Source organism: Gibbsiella greigii (genome assembly GCF_039540155.1).
In the GTDB taxonomy this organism is placed as follows: domain Bacteria; phylum Pseudomonadota; class Gammaproteobacteria; order Enterobacterales; family Enterobacteriaceae; genus Gibbsiella; species Gibbsiella quercinecans.
In genome coordinates this window covers 135,731-154,249 of record NZ_BAABEM010000010.1, presented here as the reverse complement: position 1 = coordinate 154,249, position 18,519 = coordinate 135,731, and the positions used below count along the sequence as shown (strand labels likewise).

At 53.6% G+C, this 18,519-nt stretch carries 16 protein-coding genes and 2 rRNA genes; 10 read left to right on the top strand and 8 right to left on the bottom strand.

What is annotated here, in order from left to right; all coding sequences use genetic code 11:
* Together AC559G_RS11095 and rrf are read left to right on the top strand one after the other, a co-directional pair.
* Positions 1-101: ribosomal RNA gene (locus AC559G_RS11095) — 23S ribosomal RNA — on the top strand; the annotation flags it as partial.
* A gap of 103 nt (positions 102-204) precedes the next feature.
* Positions 205-320 (top strand): 5S ribosomal RNA (gene rrf, locus AC559G_RS11090).
* A gap of 111 nt (positions 321-431) precedes the next feature.
* On the opposite strand, the gene mobB is transcribed toward rrf, so the two are convergent.
* Complete coding sequence (gene mobB / locus AC559G_RS11085) at positions 432-962, bottom strand: P-loop NTPase family protein (RefSeq protein WP_498912584.1); 531 nt, start codon at positions 960-962, stop codon at positions 432-434.
* Complete coding sequence (gene mobA / locus AC559G_RS11080) at positions 955-1,548, bottom strand: molybdenum cofactor guanylyltransferase (protein WP_498912583.1); 594 nt, start codon at positions 1,546-1,548, stop codon at positions 955-957. The genes mobB and mobA overlap by 8 nt, the downstream gene beginning before the upstream one ends.
* A 151-nt stretch (positions 1,549-1,699) precedes the next feature.
* On the opposite strand from mobA, the gene AC559G_RS11075 reads away from it, so the two are divergent.
* From AC559G_RS11075 to dsbA, 3 genes are all read left to right on the top strand, one after another.
* Positions 1,700-1,969 (top strand): YihD family protein, encoded by a 270-nt coding sequence (locus AC559G_RS11075; RefSeq protein ID WP_438597280.1) that lies wholly within the window; start codon positions 1,700-1,702, stop codon positions 1,967-1,969.
* A gap of 95 nt (positions 1,970-2,064) precedes the next feature.
* Positions 2,065-3,051, top strand: a complete 987-nt coding sequence (locus tag AC559G_RS11070; protein WP_498912582.1) for a stress response kinase A — start codon at positions 2,065-2,067, stop codon at positions 3,049-3,051.
* Between the two features lie 29 nt (positions 3,052-3,080).
* The gene (dsbA, locus tag AC559G_RS11065; protein ID WP_498912581.1) at positions 3,081-3,704 is read left to right on the top strand and encodes a thiol:disulfide interchange protein DsbA; all 624 of its coding nucleotides are present in this window, start codon (positions 3,081-3,083) and stop codon (positions 3,702-3,704) included.
* Positions 3,705-3,747: 43 nt separating this feature from the next.
* Here the strand turns inward: dsbA and yihG are convergent, their stop codons facing one another.
* Complete coding sequence (gene yihG, locus AC559G_RS11060) at positions 3,748-4,644, bottom strand: acyltransferase (protein ID WP_498912580.1); 897 nt, start codon at positions 4,642-4,644, stop codon at positions 3,748-3,750.
* A 467-nt stretch (positions 4,645-5,111) separates the two neighbouring features.
* On the opposite strand from yihG, the gene polA reads away from it, so the two are divergent.
* The gene (polA, locus tag AC559G_RS11055) at positions 5,112-7,901 is read left to right on the top strand and encodes a DNA polymerase I (protein ID WP_498912579.1); all 2,790 of its coding nucleotides are present in this window, start codon (positions 5,112-5,114) and stop codon (positions 7,899-7,901) included.
* A 197-nt stretch (positions 7,902-8,098) separates the two neighbouring features.
* Entirely contained in the window at positions 8,099-8,146 is a 48-nt protein-coding gene (spfP, locus tag AC559G_RS11050; protein ID WP_071892919.1) for a small protein SpfP, read from the top strand.
* A 271-nt stretch (positions 8,147-8,417) separates the two neighbouring features.
* Here spfP and yihA read toward each other — a convergent pair whose 3' ends face one another.
* Positions 8,418-9,065, bottom strand: a complete 648-nt coding sequence (yihA, locus tag AC559G_RS11045) for a ribosome biogenesis GTP-binding protein YihA/YsxC (RefSeq protein ID WP_438597275.1) — start codon at positions 9,063-9,065, stop codon at positions 8,418-8,420.
* A 710-nt stretch (positions 9,066-9,775) separates the two neighbouring features.
* Here yihA and yihI point away from each other — a divergent pair.
* Positions 9,776-10,315 carry a Der GTPase-activating protein YihI gene (yihI, locus tag AC559G_RS11040; RefSeq protein ID WP_438597274.1) on the top strand — a complete coding sequence of 180 codons (540 nt, stop codon included), beginning with the start codon at positions 9,776-9,778 and terminating at the stop codon, positions 10,313-10,315.
* 186 nt (positions 10,316-10,501) lie between these two features.
* Positions 10,502-11,875, top strand: a complete 1,374-nt coding sequence (hemN, locus tag AC559G_RS11035) for an oxygen-independent coproporphyrinogen III oxidase (protein WP_498912578.1) — start codon at positions 10,502-10,504, stop codon at positions 11,873-11,875.
* Positions 11,876-11,933: 58 nt separating this feature from the next.
* On the opposite strand, the gene AC559G_RS11030 is transcribed toward hemN, so the two are convergent.
* The 4 genes from AC559G_RS11030 to glnA all read right to left on the bottom strand — a co-directional run bounded on the left by AC559G_RS11030 (position 11,934) and on the right by glnA (position 16,236).
* Positions 11,934-12,056: a YshB family small membrane protein gene (locus tag AC559G_RS11030; RefSeq protein ID WP_145957817.1), complete on the bottom strand. Its 123-nt coding sequence runs from the start codon at positions 12,054-12,056 to the stop codon at positions 11,934-11,936.
* Positions 12,057-12,169: 113 nt separating this feature from the next.
* Positions 12,170-13,582 carry a nitrogen regulation protein NR(I) gene (gene glnG / locus AC559G_RS11025; protein WP_279024663.1) on the bottom strand — a complete coding sequence of 471 codons (1,413 nt, stop codon included), beginning with the start codon at positions 13,580-13,582 and terminating at the stop codon, positions 12,170-12,172.
* An 8-nt stretch (positions 13,583-13,590) separates the two neighbouring features.
* On the bottom strand, positions 13,591-14,640 hold the full coding sequence (gene glnL / locus AC559G_RS11020; protein WP_095846543.1) for a nitrogen regulation protein NR(II): 1,050 nt from the start codon (positions 14,638-14,640) through the stop codon (positions 13,591-13,593).
* Between the two features lie 186 nt (positions 14,641-14,826).
* Positions 14,827-16,236 carry a glutamate--ammonia ligase gene (glnA, locus tag AC559G_RS11015; RefSeq protein ID WP_438597272.1) on the bottom strand — a complete coding sequence of 470 codons (1,410 nt, stop codon included), beginning with the start codon at positions 16,234-16,236 and terminating at the stop codon, positions 14,827-14,829.
* A 370-nt stretch (positions 16,237-16,606) separates the two neighbouring features.
* On the opposite strand from glnA, the gene typA reads away from it, so the two are divergent.
* Positions 16,607-18,430 carry a ribosome-dependent GTPase TypA gene (typA, locus tag AC559G_RS11010; RefSeq protein ID WP_438597271.1) on the top strand — a complete coding sequence of 608 codons (1,824 nt, stop codon included), beginning with the start codon at positions 16,607-16,609 and terminating at the stop codon, positions 18,428-18,430.
* The last annotated feature ends 89 nt before the right edge of the window (positions 18,431-18,519 follow it).

Here is an 18,519-nt window from a genome sequence, read left to right as displayed (position 1 = left end):
CACTAAAGGAACGTTTAAGACGAAGACGTTGATAGGCTGGGTGTGTAAGTGCAGCGATGCATTGAGCTAACCAGTACTAATGAACCGTGAGGCTTAACCTTACAACACCGAAGGTGTTTTAGAGACGAATGGTTTTTGGCTTGTTTGCAGATTGGTTTTGGTGGTTGTGTGAAGCACACAACGGCTGAAATGAACCAGAATTTGCCTGGCGGCGATAGCGCGGTGGTCCCACCTGACCCCATGCCGAACTCAGAAGTGAAACGCCGTAGCGCCGATGGTAGTGTGGGGTCTCCCCATGCGAGAGTAGGACACTGCCAGGCATCAAACCCAGTGAAAAGCCCCGTACTTGCGTACGGGGCTTTTTGCGTTTGCGTTGGGCCATGTATCGGTACGGCCTATGCTTTCATTATCTGTGCCACCAGGAAGCGTCCTCACCCGGCATCAGTTTTTTTCAACCACGATGCGATAAATGCCGCAATGGACAGGGGTTGGTTTAGATCCAAGCATTGCACGTTGCCTGCTATGGTAATAGGGCTATCGCTGGCTACTGCAAGGATATTGCTATCCAGCATGTTTGCCAGAGGGCGCCCCATACTCTCACGGTAGAGGACAATTTTGCTTATTGGCTCATGTTTGAAGCCTTCTACCAGGATCACATCAAGTTTACTGCTGTCGAAACGGCTGGCTAAATAGTGCAGGTCCAATGGCTGTTGCTCGGGGGTTTCTGTCATGAGTGCCCAGCGGTGATCGCTGGCAACTAACGTCTGATCGGCACCCGCCTTACGCAATTCATAACTGTCTTTACCGGGCGTATCCACATCCATATTGTGATGCGTGTGCTTAATCAACCCCACCTGAATATCCATCTGCTTTAGCAGCGGTATCAATTGTTTGAGCAGTGTGGTTTTGCCGGTGCCGCTGTAAGCGGCGATAGCCAATAATGGGATCGGAGTATTACTCATTTGCCATCCCTCGGTTTTGTAGCCAATGTTGGCCATCGGCCGGCGTATTGATATTGATGAATGCGGCTTTTTGATCTGCGAAGATCACCCGCTGTGCGTTTATTTGCTTCATGAACAGCATCAGTTTGCGCTCCCCGCTGGCCAGGTAGCCGGCCAACGCCGGCGCTAAAGCCGTATGCAACAGTGCAAGCGTAGGGTGATCGCGCTCACCGTCATTGGCGTAGGCCGCCAGCGCTTTACCTTTCTGCCGCCAAAGCTGTTCAACCAAGTCTGTTGGTAAACCCGGTACGTCGCAGGGTGCAAACACGACCCATTGCGTTGCGGCATATTGCAATCCCGCTAACATGCCGGCCAGCGGGCCGGCAAAGTCAGTGTCTACATCGGCAATGACCGCTAAACCACTTTCGCGGTAACGGGCCGCATTGTGGTTAGCGTTGATAGCCATCTGGCCAACCTGCGGTTTTAACCGTGATAATACCTGTTGGTACAGGGGGATCCCCCCGAGCTGAACCAACCCTTTATCAACGCCCCCCATTCGGGTTCCGCGCCCGCCGGCGAGGATAATACCGGTGATTTCTGTCTGCATAATCAATATTTCACCTGATGACTAACATGCTGATTGTAGCGCTAAAGTCGCCAAGACATCAGGATTTACCTTTATTGACAAGCTGCGTCTTTCACTCCGCAACCAAGCCTGTTACTTTGTGAGTTTATTCACTTCATCGGATGATATTGATATGAAAACGCATCGTGTAAATGAGCTGATTGAGCTATTGCATCCCGCCTGGCAAGAAGATCCGGACCTGAATCTGATTCAGTTTTTACAGAAATTGGCGCAGGAAGCGGGTTTCAAAGGTGAACTGGCCGAACTGAGCGACGATATCTTGATCTACCACCTGAAAATGCGCGGCAGCTCAGACAGCGAACAGATCCCGGGCCTGAAAAAAGACTATGAAGAAGACTTCAAAACGGCTCTGCTGCGCGCGCGCGGCGTAATCAAGGATTGATGAGCATACGGCGAACGCAGAACGCCTGCATTTGATTGGTGCTACAATTTTTATTCTCACTACACGCGCGACCAGCAAGCGAAAATAATGTGGTTATGAACAACCCTGCTTTTAATTTTGAAACGCTTTCCCCCGATCTGATCATGGATGCGCTGGAAGGTATCGGCCTGCGTGTTGATTCCGGGCTGACGGCGCTAAACAGCTATGAAAACCGCGTCTACCAATTTATGGACGAAGATCGCCGGCGCTATGTGGCGAAATTTTATCGCCCGGCGCGTTGGAGTGCGGAGCAGATCGGCGAAGAACACCAATTTGCCGTCGAGTTGGCGCAGGAAGAGATCCCGGTTGTCGCACCATTGATCCAACGGCAACAGACGTTGCACAACCACGGCGGTTTCTTTTTTGCCGTTTTCCCAAGCGTTGGGGGCCGGCAATATGAGATTGATAACCTCGAACAGCTTGAATGGGTTGGCCGCTTTCTGGGGCGTATCCACAAGGTAGGTAAAGAAAAGCGCTTTAGCGCGCGCCCGACGATGGGGCTTGAAGAATACCTCGTCGCGCCGCGCCAGGTATTAGCGAATAGCGAGCTGGTGCCAAAAGCGCAGCGGGATGCTTTCCTGGCCGCTACCGATGCTTTAATCGCCGAGATCACGTTGCATTGGCACCAGGATTGGCAACCGTTGCGCCTGCACGGTGATTGCCATCCGGGCAATATATTGTGGCGTGATGGCCCGCTGTTTGTTGATCTTGATGATGCGCGTAACGGGCCTGCGGTGCAGGATCTTTGGATGTTGTTGCATGGTGAACGCCGCGATCGGCTAATGCAGTTGGACATTCTCTTGGAGGCTTATACGGAGTTTGCGCATTTCGATGCGCGTGAGCTGGCACTGATTGAACCACTGCGCGCCATGCGGATGGTCTATTACCTGGCTTGGGTTACGCGCCGTTGGCAAGATCCGGCGTTCCCCAAAAGTTTCCCCTGGATGACCGATCCTGATTTCTGGTTATCCCAGTCCAAGGCATTCGCTGAACAGGTTAAGCTGTTGCGGGAACCTCCTCTGCAGCTGATGTCAATGTATTGAAGCTTTAACACAACGGAGAGTTTAGTCTTATGAAGAAAATATGGTTGGCGCTGGTTGGCATGGTGATGGCATTCAGTGCCGCAGCGGCGCAGTTTAACGATGGTAGCCAGTATGTGACTCTGGACAAGCCGGTTACCGGTGAGCCGCAGGTTCTGGAGTTTTTCTCGTTCTATTGCCCGCACTGCTATCAGTTTGAAGAGGTTTACCACGTTTCCAATGCGGTGAGAAGCGCGCTGCCGGCCGGCACTAAAATGACCAAGTATCACGTCGAATTCCTGGGGCCGTTGGGGAAACAGCTTACTCAGGCCTGGGCGGTAGCGCTGGCTTTAGGCGTTGAAGATAAGATCACGGCACCAATGTTTGAAGCCGTACAGAAAACGCAAACGGTGCAAACCCCGGATGATATTCGCGATGTGTTTGTGAAGGCGGGTGTGAAAGCGGAAGATTATGATGCCGCGCTGAACAGCTTCGTGGTGAAATCCCTGGTGGTGCAACAGGAAAAAGCCGCCGAAGATTTGCAACTGCGTGGCGTGCCGGCGGTATTTGTTAATGGCAAATACATGGTTAAAAATGATGGCCTGGATACCAGTTCCATGGATGCCTACGTGAAGCAATTTGCCGACGTGGTTAAATTCCTGAGTGAACAGAAATAACCTGAAGTAAACAACAAAAACGCCGGGTTAACCGGCGTTTTTGTTAACGATACTGGCGTTTCAACTTTTCCAACAGTTGGTCTTTTTCTTGCCACAAGTTATTTAGCCACTGCTGAAATTGGCGTTTGAACTGCTTGTCATTAAAGTAATCGCCACGCAGGGTTTCATTAATCGGGATGGTTTCTACCCTGACGACAATGCGTTTCAGGCGGCCGCACAGCATATCCCTAAATGGCCGTTGATGGTTATCCGGGTAAAGCAGGGTGACGTTTAACACCCGATCAAATTGATTCCCTAATGCACTCAAAGTAAATGCGATACCGGCTGCTTTGGGCGCCAGTAAATGCTTAAAAGGAGAGCGGGTTTTTATTCTTTTGGCTTCGGTGAAACGTGAACCTTCGACAAAATTAACGATGGTTGTCGGCCGCAGGCGAAACTTCTCGCAGGAACGGCGTGTGGTCTCGATATCCTGGCCACGTTTTTCCGGGTGCTTAAGCAAATAGGCGCGTGAATAGCGCTTCATGAACGGCATGTCCAGGGCCCAGCAGGCCAGGCCGACAAACGGTACCCAGGCCAACTGCTGTTTAAGAAAATATTTATTCATCGGTATATGGTTGCGCAATAACACACACAGCACCACAATATCGGCCCAGCTTTCATGGTTACTGATTAACAGATACCAGTTTTTGCGATCCAGCCCTTCCAGCCCCGTAATATCCCAACGCAAGGGGACATTAATGTGTAATAGCACAGCCAATCCCTGGCACCAACACCACATCATAAAATCCGCAAAGGCGGAAATATGCCGCCAAATGGCCGGGATCGGCACCAGAAGCTTAACCACACCGGCCAGCGTGATGGGAATTGAGCACAAGACGGTAACCAGGATGGCAAGCAAGGCCGAAAGAATAAATATGATGGGGGCGAATAGTCTTGGCATAGGTTTACGTTGAAGAAGGTTGGGCGTAAAACTGCATATATCGTTACGCGAAAAAAGGGATTTTAACAGAAAATGGGGCGAGGAATCGTAAGGAAAAGGTAACGGGTTTAATACGGTGGTAATCATCATAACGGCTTTTAGTTAATTGCCATACGGAATTGATACCCAGGGTGATTAAAGCCAGACATAAGTAATATCCACAAAACAGAAAAAAGCGGGGAGTCAATCAAACACTGCCGTTGTAAATCTAATTATATGATTTAAATTGATTTTTTTATTACACTTATAATAAATAAACAGTCGTTATAATTCATTTTCTATTCTATGCACAAAGTTATCCACAGGACGATCCTCGGGATCATCTATCGGCAAGGCTGTATTTTTTAACCAAAACGCACGCAGGATTCGTCTCTGGCGGCGAGCTATGGCATGCTTAACATCATGTCCGATCACGAAAAAGAAACGTTATGGCACAGATTGCAGAAAACCCGTTGATCCTGGTTGATGGTTCCTCTTACCTCTACCGGGCATACCATGCTTTCCCACCGCTGACCAACTCGGCCGGTGAACCGACAGGGGCGATGTATGGCGTATTGAACATGCTGCGCAGCCTGCTGTTGCAGTTTACCCCCAGCCATGTGGCCGTGGTATTTGATGCCAAAGGTAAAACCTTCCGTGATGAGCTGTTTGCTGAATATAAGTCGCACCGCCCGCCGATGCCGGACGATCTGCGTGCGCAAATAGAGCCGTTGCATCAGATGGTCAAGGCCATGGGCCTGCCGTTATTGGTGGTGCCCGGTGTGGAAGCCGATGATGTCATCGGCACGCTGGCCCAGGAGGCCGAACAAGCCGGCCACGCGGTGCTGATTAGCACCGGTGATAAAGATATGGCGCAGTTGGTCACGCCAAACATCACCCTGATCAACACCATGAACAATACGGTGCTGGGGCCGCAGGAAGTGTGCGACAAGTACGGCATTCCACCTGAGCTGATTATCGATTTCCTGGCGCTGATGGGGGATTCATCCGATAACATCCCTGGCGTGCCCGGCATTGGCGAGAAAACCGCGCAGGCCTTGTTACAAGGCCTTGGTGGGCTGGATACCCTGTATGCCAATCTGGGGGATATCGCCGGCCTCAGCTTCCGCGGTGCCAAAACCATGGCCGCCAAGCTGGAGCAGAACAAAGAGTTGGCATACCTTTCTTATAAACTGGCGACGATCAAGACCGATGTTGAGCTGGAGTTAAGCTGTGCGCAGCTTGAAGTTACCCAGCCGGATGTCGATCAGCTTCATCAGTTGTTCAAACGCTATGAATTTAAGCGCTGGTTGGCCGACGTTGAATCCGGTTCCTGGCTGGAAGGCAAAAAAGGGGCCGCCAAAGCCGCGAGTAAGCCGCAGGCGGCCAGAGTGGCCGCTGATGATGCACCTAAGGCTCAGCTATCGCAGGAAGGTTATGTCACCATCCTGGATAACGAAACTTTCAATGCCTGGCTCGAAAAGCTGAAGAAAGCCGAGGTGTTTGCCTTCGATACGGAAACCGACAGCCTGGATACCTTGAGCGCGAACCTGATCGGTCTGTCGTTTGCCATCGCGCCCGGCGAAGCCGCCTATCTGCCGGTGGCCCATGATTATCTGGACGCGCCGCCACAGCTGGATCGTGCCTACGTGCTGGAAACGCTCAAGCCGCTGTTGGAAGACAAAGACGCGTTGAAAGTGGGGCAGAACCTGAAGTTCGATAAAAGCCTGCTGGCGCGTTATGACATCGATCTGCGCGGCATCGCCTATGACACCATGCTCGAGTCTTACGTGCTCGACAGCGTGAGTGGCCGCCACGATATGGACAGCCTTGCCAATCGTTATCTGGGCCACAAAACCATCACCTTTGAAGAAATCGCCGGCAAAGGCAAGAATCAACTGACGTTTAATCAGATAGCCCTGGAGCAGGCCGCGCCTTATGCGGCGGAAGACGCGGATGTGACGCTGCAGTTGCACCTGGCCATGTGGCCAACGTTGAAAGACAGCCCAGATCTGCTCACGGTATTCAATGAAATTGAAATGCCGCTGCTGCCGGTGCTGTCGCATATTGAGCGCACCGGGGTGCTGATCGATCAGAACATCCTGGCGGCGCATTCCAAAGAGCTGACCAAACGGCTGGCTGAATTGGAAACGCAAGCCCATGAACTGGCGGGCGAGCCGTTCAACCTGGCGTCGACCAAACAGCTGCAGGCGATTCTGTATGAAAAACAGAAGCTGCCGGTGCTGAAGAAAACCCCTGGCGGCGCGCCTTCGACCAACGAAGAGGTGCTGGCCGAGCTGGCGCTGGATTACCCGTTACCGAAACTGCTCCTGGAGTATCGCGGCCTGGCGAAGCTGAAAACCACCTATACCGATAAGCTGCCGCTGATGATTAACCCGGTCAGCGGGCGGGTGCATACCTCTTATCATCAGGCGGTGACGGCGACCGGGCGTCTTTCTTCCAGCGATCCAAACCTGCAGAACATCCCGGTGCGCAATGACGAAGGTCGCCGTATTCGCCAGGCGTTTATCGCCCCGGCAGGTTATCGTATCGTTGCGGCGGACTATTCGCAGATTGAGTTGCGGATCATGGCGCATCTGTCGCAAGACGAAGGCTTGCTTAAGGCGTTTGCCGCCGGCAAAGATATCCACCGTGCGACCGCGGCCGAAGTTTTCGGCCTGCCGCTGGATAAAGTCACGAACGAACAGCGCCGCAGCGCCAAGGCGATCAACTTCGGCCTGATTTACGGCATGAGTGCCTTTGGGCTTTCGCGCCAGCTCAATATCCCGCGCGGTGAAGCGCAGCGGTATATGGATCTGTATTTCGAACGCTACCCTGGCGTGCTGGAATACATGGAGCGTACCCGCCAGCAGGCGTCCGAGCAGGGCTATGTCAGCACGCTGGACGGCCGCCGGCTGTACCTGCCGGATATCCGCGCCAGCAACGCCATGCGCCGTAAGGGCGCTGAGCGGGCAGCGATCAATGCGCCGATGCAGGGCACCGCGGCTGATATCATCAAGCGTGCGATGATTGCGGTGGATGCCTGGTTGCAAGGGCAGGACAAGCCGTTGGTACGCATGATCATGCAGGTGCACGATGAGCTGGTGTTCGAAGTGCATGAGTCGGTCATTGAGGCAGCCAGCCAGCAGATCCGTGCCTTGATGGAAGGTAGTATGCAGTTGGCCGTGCCGCTGAAGGTGGACGTCGGTGTGGGCAAGAACTGGGATGAAGCGCACTAAGGCAAGGTTTGTTTACCAATGTTCAAAGTGTAACTGGCTATAACATAAGCGGTTTTTGTAATTAAGCAACAGGTTAAGCCGCTTTATCCAGCAACATTGGTGCGATTCGATGTCATTTTGTGTAAGTAAACTACAAAAAATGCTTTTTCCCTGCGGAGAAATGATGTAGAGTTACAGATGTAGGGTACAGAGGTAAGATGTTCTATCTTTCAGACCTTTTACTTCACGTAATCGGATTTGGCTGAATATTAGCCGCCCCAGTCAGTTTTGACTGGGGCGTTTTTTATGGTACAAATTAATGATTACTCATAGGTTTTTCTTATTTCTCCATCTGCTGTTCCACGCGCTGTTTGCTGCCCGGCGGTAAGGTTTAACTACCTATTGCCAGCCTCCTGCTATAAGTTTTTGTGATAGCTTTTTGTCAAAACTGTAATTATATAACAAAAATTTTTGCTTCCAGGCGGGCATACGGGCATAAAAAAACCCGGCGCAGGCCGGGTTTATCTATCCGCTGGGTTATTCCCCAGTTGCTTCATCTTCTGGCAGGGTTTCCGGTGGGATCTCGCTGAACCAGGCGTTGAGTTTTTGGCTCAGCTTGTCGACGCCGATCTTTTTCGGCGAAGAAAATGCTTCTACCTGCACATCCCCCATGAAAGGCAACACGGCTTCACGCACCATATTGACCTGTGCTTTGCGCGCGCCCGAAGCCAGCTTGTCGGCTTTGGTCAGCAATACCAGCACCGGAATATCGACATCCACAGCCCACTGAATCATTTGCTGATCGAGGTCTTTGAGCGGATGGCGAATATCCATCAGTACCACCAGGCCCTTCAGGCAGTTACGCATCTGCAGGTATTCCCCGAGTGCGCGTTGCCATTTGCGCTTCATCTCTTCCGGGACTTCCGCGTAGCCGTAGCCGGGGAGATCGACCAGGCGGATGCCTTCTTCTACTTCGAACAGATTGATCAACTGGGTACGGCCCGGCGTTTTACTGGTGCGTGCCAGGCTTTTTTGGTTAGTCAGGGTATTTAAGGCGCTGGATTTACCCGCGTTGGAGCGGCCGGCGAATGCCACCTCAATGCCTGCATCCGCCGGCAGGTGGCGGATATCGGGGGCACTGGTGACGAAGTGGGTCACATGATAGTTATAATTTTTACTGGTCAAAATTTTCGTCTCCGTGAGGATGGCTTACTGGTGGGCGATTATAACTGCATCAGCGCCAAAAGGGTGGCTTTCTCTTTTTTTCCACCAGCGCCATGCATGAATGTCACCCTGGCCGTGTGAGACATTTGCCATTGGAATCGCGGGCAATGTCGCTTTATTTGCTCGCCTTGTTAAAAATTACTTTTAAATAACAGATGGTTATTTTGTGGTGAGTGAAAACCGTCAGGTAAAACCCCTGCTGGTGGCTTGAGCGCGTTGGTGGCTCACGTAAAGTAGTCCACAACACAGGATGTGTGGGAATGAAGGAACACTCTGGAAGAGTGGCGGCTCTCAGGGAATACGCAGGAGGCGTAGAGGGCATCAGAAGGAATTGTCTGTTCGTATCTGAAAGCACGAACGGCACACGGATGGTGAAATATTTGCAGTCAGGATGCTGGCGGGATGCACACTCAGGATGAGTGAAGGCGGATGGATTACGCAAAGGATGATTTTACTTTCAGGATGAAAGGGATAGTTGCAGGGAATGCGGTTATAGCAGAGGGAAAAACTGGGACGTTGTATGTACGCATGGAAAGCGACTTCATAATATCCTTCAGCAGAAGGTGCGAAATAGGCGGTAGGTCAAACCTACCGCCTTTTTTCTTTGCCTGCTTTCTGTTAGATTCCGGCGCAATTCTATACTGAATCTACATCTCTTGAGAGCGAACGCCATGAACCAGCCATCTAAAACGCCCCGCAGCAAAGCGGCTGCGCCAAAAACCAAAAAGAAAAGTCGTGCGGAACTCGATCAAGAAGCCCGCGAACGCAAGCGTGATAAAAAACGCCGTGGTCATGCCTCGGGTTCGCGCACGCAGGTGGAAGGCGGCAAGCAGAAAAACAAATCATCCTCTGCCGCCAAAGATCCGCGCATCGGCAGTAAAACGCCAGTGCCGTTGGTGGTTGCCGGCGAGGTGAAGGCTAAACAGGCCAAGCCGAAAGCGCCGGTAAAACCGCGCCTGGCCCCAGAGGAAGAGCTGGCAAAACTGGAAAACGACGAGCGCCTGAATAGTCTGTTGGATCGCCTGGACGACGGTGAAACCCTGAGCGCGGAAGACCAGGCCTATGTCGATCAAACGCTGGATCGCATCGATGTGCTGATGGATGAGTTGGGCATTGAACTTGGCGACGAAGACGATGAGATCGATGAAGACGATAAGCAGGAAGACATTGTCAGGCTGCTGAAAGGCGGCAATGCCAAGGATGCATTTTAACGCGCTATGTGGGTGATCCTGGCAATCGCGCTGCTATTGACATGTTATCTAGTGTGGTTATTCGGTAAACTGTGGCGGTTGTCTAAACGTAAAGCACGTTTTCGCAGCGCTTCCGTGGCCAGACAGTATAGACAACAGCCCATCTCACGGCACGGTAGAAAAAAATATCGCAAGGAGTGAGCAAGCATGTCAGAACAGACGATTGTCTGGGATTCGGCCCTAATCCAAAAATATAATTACTCGGGGCCACGTTACACATCCTACCCAACGGCGCTGGAGTTTAACCAAAACTACGACGAAGCGGCGTTCCAGCGCGCGGCCGCTCGTTACCCTGAGCGCCCCCTTTCACTGTACGTGCATATCCCTTTTTGCCACAAGCTTTGCTACTTTTGCGGCTGCAATAAACTGGTCACGCGCCAAACGCATAAGGCGGATGAGTACCTGGAGGTGCTGGAGCGTGAAATCATCGCCCGTGCGCCGTTGTTTGCTGGCCGTCGGGTCAGCCAGATGCACTGGGGCGGCGGCACGCCAACCTATCTTGATAAGCGGCAAATCAGCCGGCTGGTGGCGATGCTGCGCCGGCATTTTGATATTCAGCCCGGCGCTGAAATGTCGATCGAAGTGGATCCGCGCGAAATTGAACTGGACGTGATCGATCATTTACGCCATGAAGGGTTTAATCGCCTGAGCATGGGAGTGCAGGACTTCAATAAAGACGTGCAACGCCTGGTTAACCGTGAGCAGGACGAAGATTTTATTTTTGCCCTGATTGCGCGAGCCAAAGCGCTGGGCTTCAACTCCAGCAATATCGACCTGATTTACGGCCTGCCGAAGCAAACGCCGGAAAGCTTCGCTTTCACCCTGCAGCGCGTGATCGCGCTGAGCCCGGATCGCCTGAGCGTATTCAACTATGCGCATCTGCCGAAGTTGTTTGCCGCGCAGCGCAAAATTAAAGACGCTGATTTGCCCAACGCGCAGCAGAAACTGGTGATCCTGCAAGAGACCATCGCCGCGTTGACGAGCGCGGGCTATCAGTTTATCGGCATGGATCATTTTGCCCGCCCGGGCGATGAACTGGCGCAGGCGCAGCGTGCCGGCCAGTTGCACCGCAACTTCCAGGGCTATACCACCCAAGGGGATTGCGATCTGCTGGGGCTTGGCGTTTCCGCCATCAGCATGCTGGGCGATAGCTATGCGCAGAACCAGAAAGAGCTGAAGGCCTATTACAGCAGCGTGGAAGCTCGTGGTAACGCGCTATGGCGCGGGCTGGCGTTGTCGGCGGACGACTGCTTGCGCCGCGATGTGATCAAGACGCTGATTTGCAATTTCCAGTTGGACTATGCGCCGATCGAAAAGCAGTATGGCATTCCTTTCAATGCCTATTTTGCCGATGACCTGGCGTTGTTGGCGCCGCTGGTGGATGACGGGCTGGTGGAAAGGCTGCCCGGCGGGCTGCGCGTAACGCCGCGCGGCCGCCTATTAATCCGTAATATCTGTATGTGTTTTGACGTCTATTTGCGCAAACCCGCTCATGCTCAGCAGTTTTCCCGGGTGATTTAGCGCCTTTGCTGGCCGGGGATCGCTGCATAAAACAACAGCCGCGTACGCGGCTGTTGTTTTAACTGAACAAATTGATAAGTGCGGCACACAACACCGCAGCAAAGGCTGCCTGCGGTGTGTGGCTGGCGGCAGCGCTGACGTCTGCGCCATGGGTAATGAATACGATGAGTGAATCCAACATCGCGAACCTCCGGAGTTTACGCCACGATCATACTGCTGCGGCGCGCCCTGTAAAGCCTGTTTCTTGCCAATTTTTGTGCGATCGATTGTATTTTTTATAATCAGTCTCGCAAATTACTCCATCCCGAGCTCTTTCAGTTTACGCGTCAGCGTATTTCGGCCCCAGCCCAGCAGCCGTGCGGCTTCCTGCTTGTGCCCCTGCGTGTGGCGTAGCGCGGTGGTGAGCAAGGTGCGCTCCATTTCCGGCTGTGCCTCCGAGAGCAGGTTTTGATGACCGGAACGCAACGCGCGATCGGCCCATTGCGCCAGCAGCGTGGCCCAGCTGTCCGGCAGGCTGTGGCCTCCGCTCTCCGGCACGCTGGTTTCGAATAGCTCGCTGGGCAGATCCTGGATCAGCACTTCCTGGCCAGCGGCCATCACGGTCAACCAACGGCAGGTATTTTCCAACTGACGTACGTTCCCCGGCCATGGCAGGCGGGTCAGAGCGGTTTCCGTTTCCGGGTGCAGGTTTTTGGCCTCGACGCCCAGCTCTTTCGCCGCTACCTGCAGGAAGTAACGCGCCAGGCGAGGGATATCCTCGCGGCGTTCGCGCAGCGGCGGCAGATGCACGCGGATCACATTCAGGCGGTGGAACAAATCTTCCCTGAACTTGCCTTCCTGTACGCGTTGCTCCAGGTTTTGGTGGGTTGCGGCGATGATTCGTACGTCCACCTTCACCGGTGCATAGCCGCCCACGCGATAGAACTGGCCGTCGGCCAGCACGCGCAGCAGGCGTGTCTGGACATCAAGCGGCATATCGCCGATTTCATCCAAGAACAGCGTGCCGCCGTCGGCCTGTTCAAAGCGGCCCTGGCGTATTTGGTTGGCGCCGGTAAACGCCCCCTTTTCATGACCGAACAGTTCGGATTCGATCAGGTCTTTCGGGATCGCCGCCATATTCAGTGCGATGAACGGGGATTTGGCTCGCGGGCTGTGGCGATGCAGCGCGTGGGCCACCAGTTCTTTACCGGTCCCGGATTCACCGTTGATCAGCACGCTGATGGATGAACGCGACAGGCGCCCAATAATGCGGAACACGTCCTGCATCGCCGGCGCTTCGCCGATGATGTCGGTGGTGGGGCCGCTGGCAGGCTGGCTGCGTGCCGGCTGTTGCTGCTCTTGATAGTGGCTGATCGCACGTTCGACCAGCGCGACGGCTTCGTCGATGTCGAACGGCTTGGGCAGGTAATCAAAGGCACCCTGTTGATAAGCGCTGACGGCGGCATCCAGATCTGAATGAGCGGTCATGATGATAACCGGCAGCATTGGGTGGCGTTGTTTGATCTGTTTAAGCAGCGCCAGGCCATCCATACCCGGCATGCGAATATCAGACAACAACACATCAGGCGTTTGCGTGGCCAATGCTTCCAGTACTTCATTCCCGCTGTCGAATGTGGCGCAGCTCACACCCGCTCCAGTGAGCGCGCGTTCAAGCACCCAGCGGATGGAGCTATCGTCATCGACGATCCAGACTATCCCTCGTTGCATAGAAAACCTCACTGGCGAATAGGCAGGTAAACCGAAAATTCGGTATGTCCTGGCCAACTGTTGAACTCAATTTTGCCGCAATGCTGATCGATAAGATTACGAGCGATGGATAATCCCAGGCCGGTGCCGCCTTCGCGGCCGCTGACCATTGGGTAAAATAGCGTATCCTGCAACTGTGCCGGTACGCCGGGGCCGTCATCTTCAATGTCGATGCGGGCAACCAGACGGTAGCGGGTACCGTGCAGGGTTATCTGGAAGGCGGTGCGCGTGCGTAGGGTGATGGTGCCGCCCTCGCTGCTCAGCGCCTGCAGCGCGTTGCGGGTGATATTCAGCAACACCTGTTCAATTTGATCGGGATCGTGCGCCAGTTCGGGCAGGCTGGGATCGTAGTCACGCACCAGCGTCACATTGTCGGGTTTTTCCAGCGAAACCAATTGGCATACCCGTTCAGCCACCTGGTGAATACTCTGGGTAATATGCTGGCCTGGGCGTTGTGGCCCCAGCAGGCGATCCACCAGATTGCGCAGGCGGTCAGCCTGTTCAATGATCACTTTGGTGTATTCGGTCAGCGTTGGGTCTGGCAGCGCTTTGGCCAAGAGTTGCGCCGCGCCGCGTAATCCACCCAGCGGGTTTTTGATTTCATGCGCCAGCCCGCGGACCAGATCGCGAGCGGCAACCTGTTGCGCGTGCTGCAACTGTTCCTGGCTCAGGCGGCGTTGGTTATCCATCGGCGCCAGTTCCATCAGAATGTAGCCATCGGGGAGCGCCTGGGCGGTAAGGGAAAGAATATGCGCACGGCTGTCGACCACCAGCGTGACTTCATTGTCAGTGAACCCCTGGCCGGTATTCAGGCTTTCGCGCATCAACTCAATGTTCAGTGAAAAATAACCAAGCAGCTCAGGCAGCGGGGTGCCGAAAAGTTTACGCGAGCTTTGCGCCAGCAATTGCTGCGCAGCCGGGTTCGCGTAATGAACCGCTAATTCATCATCCAACAGCAGAATGCTGTTGATGAGAGAATTGAGGATCTGCCCAGCATCGGGCAGCTTGCCAGTTGCCATACCGCAGACTCCTGCACCTTTTTAGTGCGTTTATCCTACTCCATTCGGCGTAACCGCGGAACAGCGTAGCCTTGCAGAAAACCGTGTGGAGAAAAAAGCCCATCCGAAGATGGGCTGAAAGTTTCCACGGCAACAAAAAAACGACAACAAAATTGGGGGCGCCACCGTGGGGACGCCCGGCGTGTGTTACACGCTGTAGTACAGTTCGAACTCAACCGGATGCGGAGTCATGCGTACTTTATCCATTTCGGATTTACGCAGCTCGATGTAGGCATCGATGGTATCGTCGGTGAATACGCCGCCACGGGTCAGGAACTCGCGGTCTTCGTTCAGTGCGTTCAACGCTTCTTCCAGTGAACCTGCTACTTTTGGAATTTCAGCCTCTTCTTCCGGCGGCAGGTCGTACAGGTTTTTATCCATGGCATCGCCAGGGTGGATTTTGTTGATGATGCCGTCCAGGCCAGCCATCAGCAGCGCAGAGAACGCCAGGTATGGGTTAGCCGCTGGATCCGGGAAGCGAGCTTCGATACGGCGCGCTTTCGGGCTGGCAACCACTGGGATACGAATGGAAGCGGAACGGTTACGGGCGGAGTATGCCAGCATGACCGGTGCTTCGTAACCCGGGACCAGACGTTTGTACGAGTTGGTGGTCGGGTTGGACAGTGCGTTGATTGCTTTAGCGTGCTTGATGATACCGCCGATGTAGAACAGGGCAGTTTCAGACAGGCCGCCGTATTTGTCGCCAGCGAACAGGTTAGTGCCGTTCTTGGACAGCGACATGTGGCAGTGCATACCGGAACCGTTGTCACCGAAGATTGGCTTCGGCATGAAGGTGGCGGTTTTGCCAAATGCGTGCGCAACGTTGTGCACTACGTATTTGTAGATTTGGATTTCGTCGGCTTTTTTGGTCATGGTGTTGAAGCGGGTAGCCACTTCGTTCTGACCAGCGGTAGCCACTTCGTGGTGGTGCGCTTCAACAACCAGGCCCATTTCTTCCATGGTCAAACACATGGTAGAACGCAGATCCTGTGAAGAGTCGACCGGAGGAACCGGGAAGTAACCGCCTTTAACGCCAGGGCGGTGGCCTTTGTTACCACCTTCGTATTTGGTGCCGGAGTTCCATGCGCCTTCGATATCATCGATAGCCACGTGAGAGCCGGAGATACTGCTGCCGAAGCGCACATCGTCAAACAGGAAGAATTCAGGTTCTGGCCCGAACAGCACGGTGTCGGCGATGCCGGAAGAACGCAGGAAGTCTTCTGCGCGTTTAGCGATGGAGCGCGGATCGCGATCGTAGCCTTGCATGGTGCCTGGCTCGAGGATGTCGCAGCGCAAGATCAGGGTTGGCTCTTCGTAGAATGGATCCAGTACCGCAGTGCTGGCATCTGGCATCAGCACCATGTCAGATTCGTTAATGCCCTTCCAGCCGCCGATAGAGGAGCCGTCAAACATTTTGCCTTCTTCGAAAAAGTCGGCGTTTACCTGATGAGCAGGGATGGTTACGTGTTGTTCTTTACCCTTGGTGTCAGTGAAACGCAGATCTACGAATTTCACTTCATGCTCATTCAGCATTGTCAAAACGTGTTCAGCGGACATACTTAATTCTCCCGGATTTATCATTGTCGTCGTGGAAAACGAATCTGTGGTACCTGGCTTTTATTAGCCTTGTGTAGACTAAAGCGAAAACTGTGCCAACTTTTTAAAAGCCAATTAATCGCCTTTCTGTGCGGGTTTTGCACATTATCAGTATGCACCAAAGTGGTGTATTGCACTTTTTTGGTTCAAAATTATCACAATGTGGCACCGTTATGGTGCATTACTGCACTGAGTGACTATTTTTGCACCGTGAAAGGGATCACAAACTAACCAATTTGCAGTTGTTTATGACAGACTGCTGTGATCTTGTTTAGTCCCTCGCTTAATACGTGTACAATAGCGCGCTATTTCTAATGCCTGAGGCAAAGCTGTGATCGAAAATTTGCGTAACATCGCCATTATTGCCCACGTTGACCATGGTAAAACTACCCTGGTTGATAAGTTGCTGCAGCAGTCCGGTACCTTTGATGCCCGTACTGAAGCGACTGAGCGCGTAATGGACTCCAACGATTTGGAGAAAGAGCGTGGGATTACCATCCTCGCAAAAAACACCGCCATTAATTGGAAAGACTACCGCATCAACATCGTTGATACCCCAGGGCACGCCGACTTCGGCGGCGAGGTTGAGCGCGTAATGTCCATGGTTGACTCGGTGCTGCTGGTTGTGGATGCAATGGATGGCCCCATGCCGCAAACCCGTTTCGTCACCAAAAAAGCATTCGCTAATGGTCTGAAACCGATCGTCGTCATCAACAAAGTTGACCGCCCTGGCGCGCGTCCTGACTGGGTTGTCGATCAGGTGTTCGATCTGTTCGTGAACCTGGACGCCACCGACGAGCAGCTCGATTTCCCAATCATCTATGCATCTGCACTGATGGGCATCGCCGGTACCGACCATAACGATATGGCCGAAGACATGACCCCGCTCTACCAGGCGATCGTTGACCACGTGTCCGCGCCGAAAGTAGAGCTGGATGCACCGTTCCAGATGCAGATCTCCCAGTTGGACTACAACAACTACGTGGGCGTTATCGGCATCGGCCGTATCAAGCGTGGTAAAGTGAAGCCTAACCAACAGGTCACCATCGTCGACAGCGAAGGCAAAACCCGTAACGGTAAAGTCGGTAAAGTGCTGACCCACATGGGCCTGGAGCGTATCGAAGCCGCTGTGGCCGAGGCGGGCGACATTATCGCCATTACCGGCCTGGGCGAGCTGAACATCTCCGATACCATTTGCGACGTCAACGCAGTTGAAGCGCTGCCAGCGCTGACCGTTGATGAACCGACCGTTACCATGTTCTTCTGCGTTAACACCTCGCCGTTCTGTGGTAAAGAAGGCAAGTTCGTGACGTCTCGCCAGATCCTCGATCGCCTGAAGAAAGAGCTGGTGCACAACGTGGCGCTGCGTGTTGAAGAAACCGAAGACGCCGATGCGTTCCGCGTATCCGGCCGTGGTGAACTGCACCTGTCCGTGCTGATCGAAAACATGCGCCGTGAAGGTTTCGAGCTGGCCGTATCCCGTCCGAAGGTTATCAACCGTAAGATTGATGGCCGCATGCAGGAACCGTTCGAAAACGTCACGCTGGATATCGAAGAGCAGCACCAGGGCGCAGTCATGCAGGCCATGGGTGAGCGTAAAGGTGATGTGAAAGACATGGTGCCGGATGGCAAGGGCCGTATCCGCCTGGATTACGTGATCCCAAGCCGTGGCCTGATTGGCTTCCGTACCGAGTTCATGACCATGACTTCCGGTACCGGCCTGCTGTATTCCACCTTCAGCCACTACGACGATGTGCGCCCGGGTGAAATCGGCCAGCGCCAGAACGGGGTACTGATCTCCAACGGCCAGGGTAAAGCGGTTGCCTTCGCCCTGTATAGCCTGCAGGATCGCGGTAAGCTGTTCCTCGGCCATGGTGCGGAAGTGTATGAAGGCCAGATTATCGGTATTCACTCACGCTCTAACGATCTGACCGTGAACTGCCTGACCGGTAAAAAACTGACCAACATGCGTGCTTCCGGTACTGACGAAGCCACCACGCTGGTTCCGGCTATCAAGATGTCGCTGGAGCAAGCACTGGAATTCATCGATGATGATGAACTGGTTGAAGTTACGCCGACCTCGGTCCGTATCCGCAAGCGTCACCTGACGGAAAACGATCGTAAACGTGCGAACCGTGGCCCGAAAGAAGCGTAATCGCTGATTAAGTCCGCTGTGATTCAGGGCGCCATTGGCGCCCTGAGTTTTTTCTGCCCCTGCCATTTATTGGCTGTCTGCAGGCTTTT

Excerpts from the sequence above, each read along its gene's own strand:
- mobB (WP_498912584.1), bottom strand. The coding sequence starts at position 962 with ATGAGTAATACTCCGATCCCATTATTGGCTATCGCCGCTTACAGCGGC.
- mobA (WP_498912583.1), bottom strand. The coding sequence starts at position 1,548 with ATGCAGACAGAAATCACCGGTATTATCCTCGCCGGCGGGCGCGGAACC.
- AC559G_RS11075 (WP_438597280.1), top strand. The coding sequence starts at position 1,700 with ATGAAAACGCATCGTGTAAATGAGCTGATTGAGCTATTGCATCCCGCC.
- AC559G_RS11070 (WP_498912582.1), top strand. The coding sequence starts at position 2,065 with ATGAACAACCCTGCTTTTAATTTTGAAACGCTTTCCCCCGATCTGATC.
- dsbA (WP_498912581.1), top strand. The coding sequence starts at position 3,081 with ATGAAGAAAATATGGTTGGCGCTGGTTGGCATGGTGATGGCATTCAGT.
- yihG (WP_498912580.1), bottom strand. The coding sequence starts at position 4,644 with ATGCCAAGACTATTCGCCCCCATCATATTTATTCTTTCGGCCTTGCTT.
- polA (WP_498912579.1), top strand. The coding sequence starts at position 5,112 with ATGGCACAGATTGCAGAAAACCCGTTGATCCTGGTTGATGGTTCCTCT.
- yihI (WP_438597274.1), top strand. The coding sequence starts at position 9,776 with ATGAACCAGCCATCTAAAACGCCCCGCAGCAAAGCGGCTGCGCCAAAA.
- hemN (WP_498912578.1), top strand. The coding sequence starts at position 10,502 with ATGTCAGAACAGACGATTGTCTGGGATTCGGCCCTAATCCAAAAATAT.
- AC559G_RS11030 (WP_145957817.1), bottom strand. The coding sequence starts at position 12,056 with ATGTTGGATTCACTCATCGTATTCATTACCCATGGCGCAGACGTCAGC.
- glnG (WP_279024663.1), bottom strand. The coding sequence starts at position 13,582 with ATGCAACGAGGGATAGTCTGGATCGTCGATGACGATAGCTCCATCCGC.
- glnL (WP_095846543.1), bottom strand. The coding sequence starts at position 14,640 with ATGGCAACTGGCAAGCTGCCCGATGCTGGGCAGATCCTCAATTCTCTC.
- glnA (WP_438597272.1), bottom strand. The coding sequence starts at position 16,236 with ATGTCCGCTGAACACGTTTTGACAATGCTGAATGAGCATGAAGTGAAA.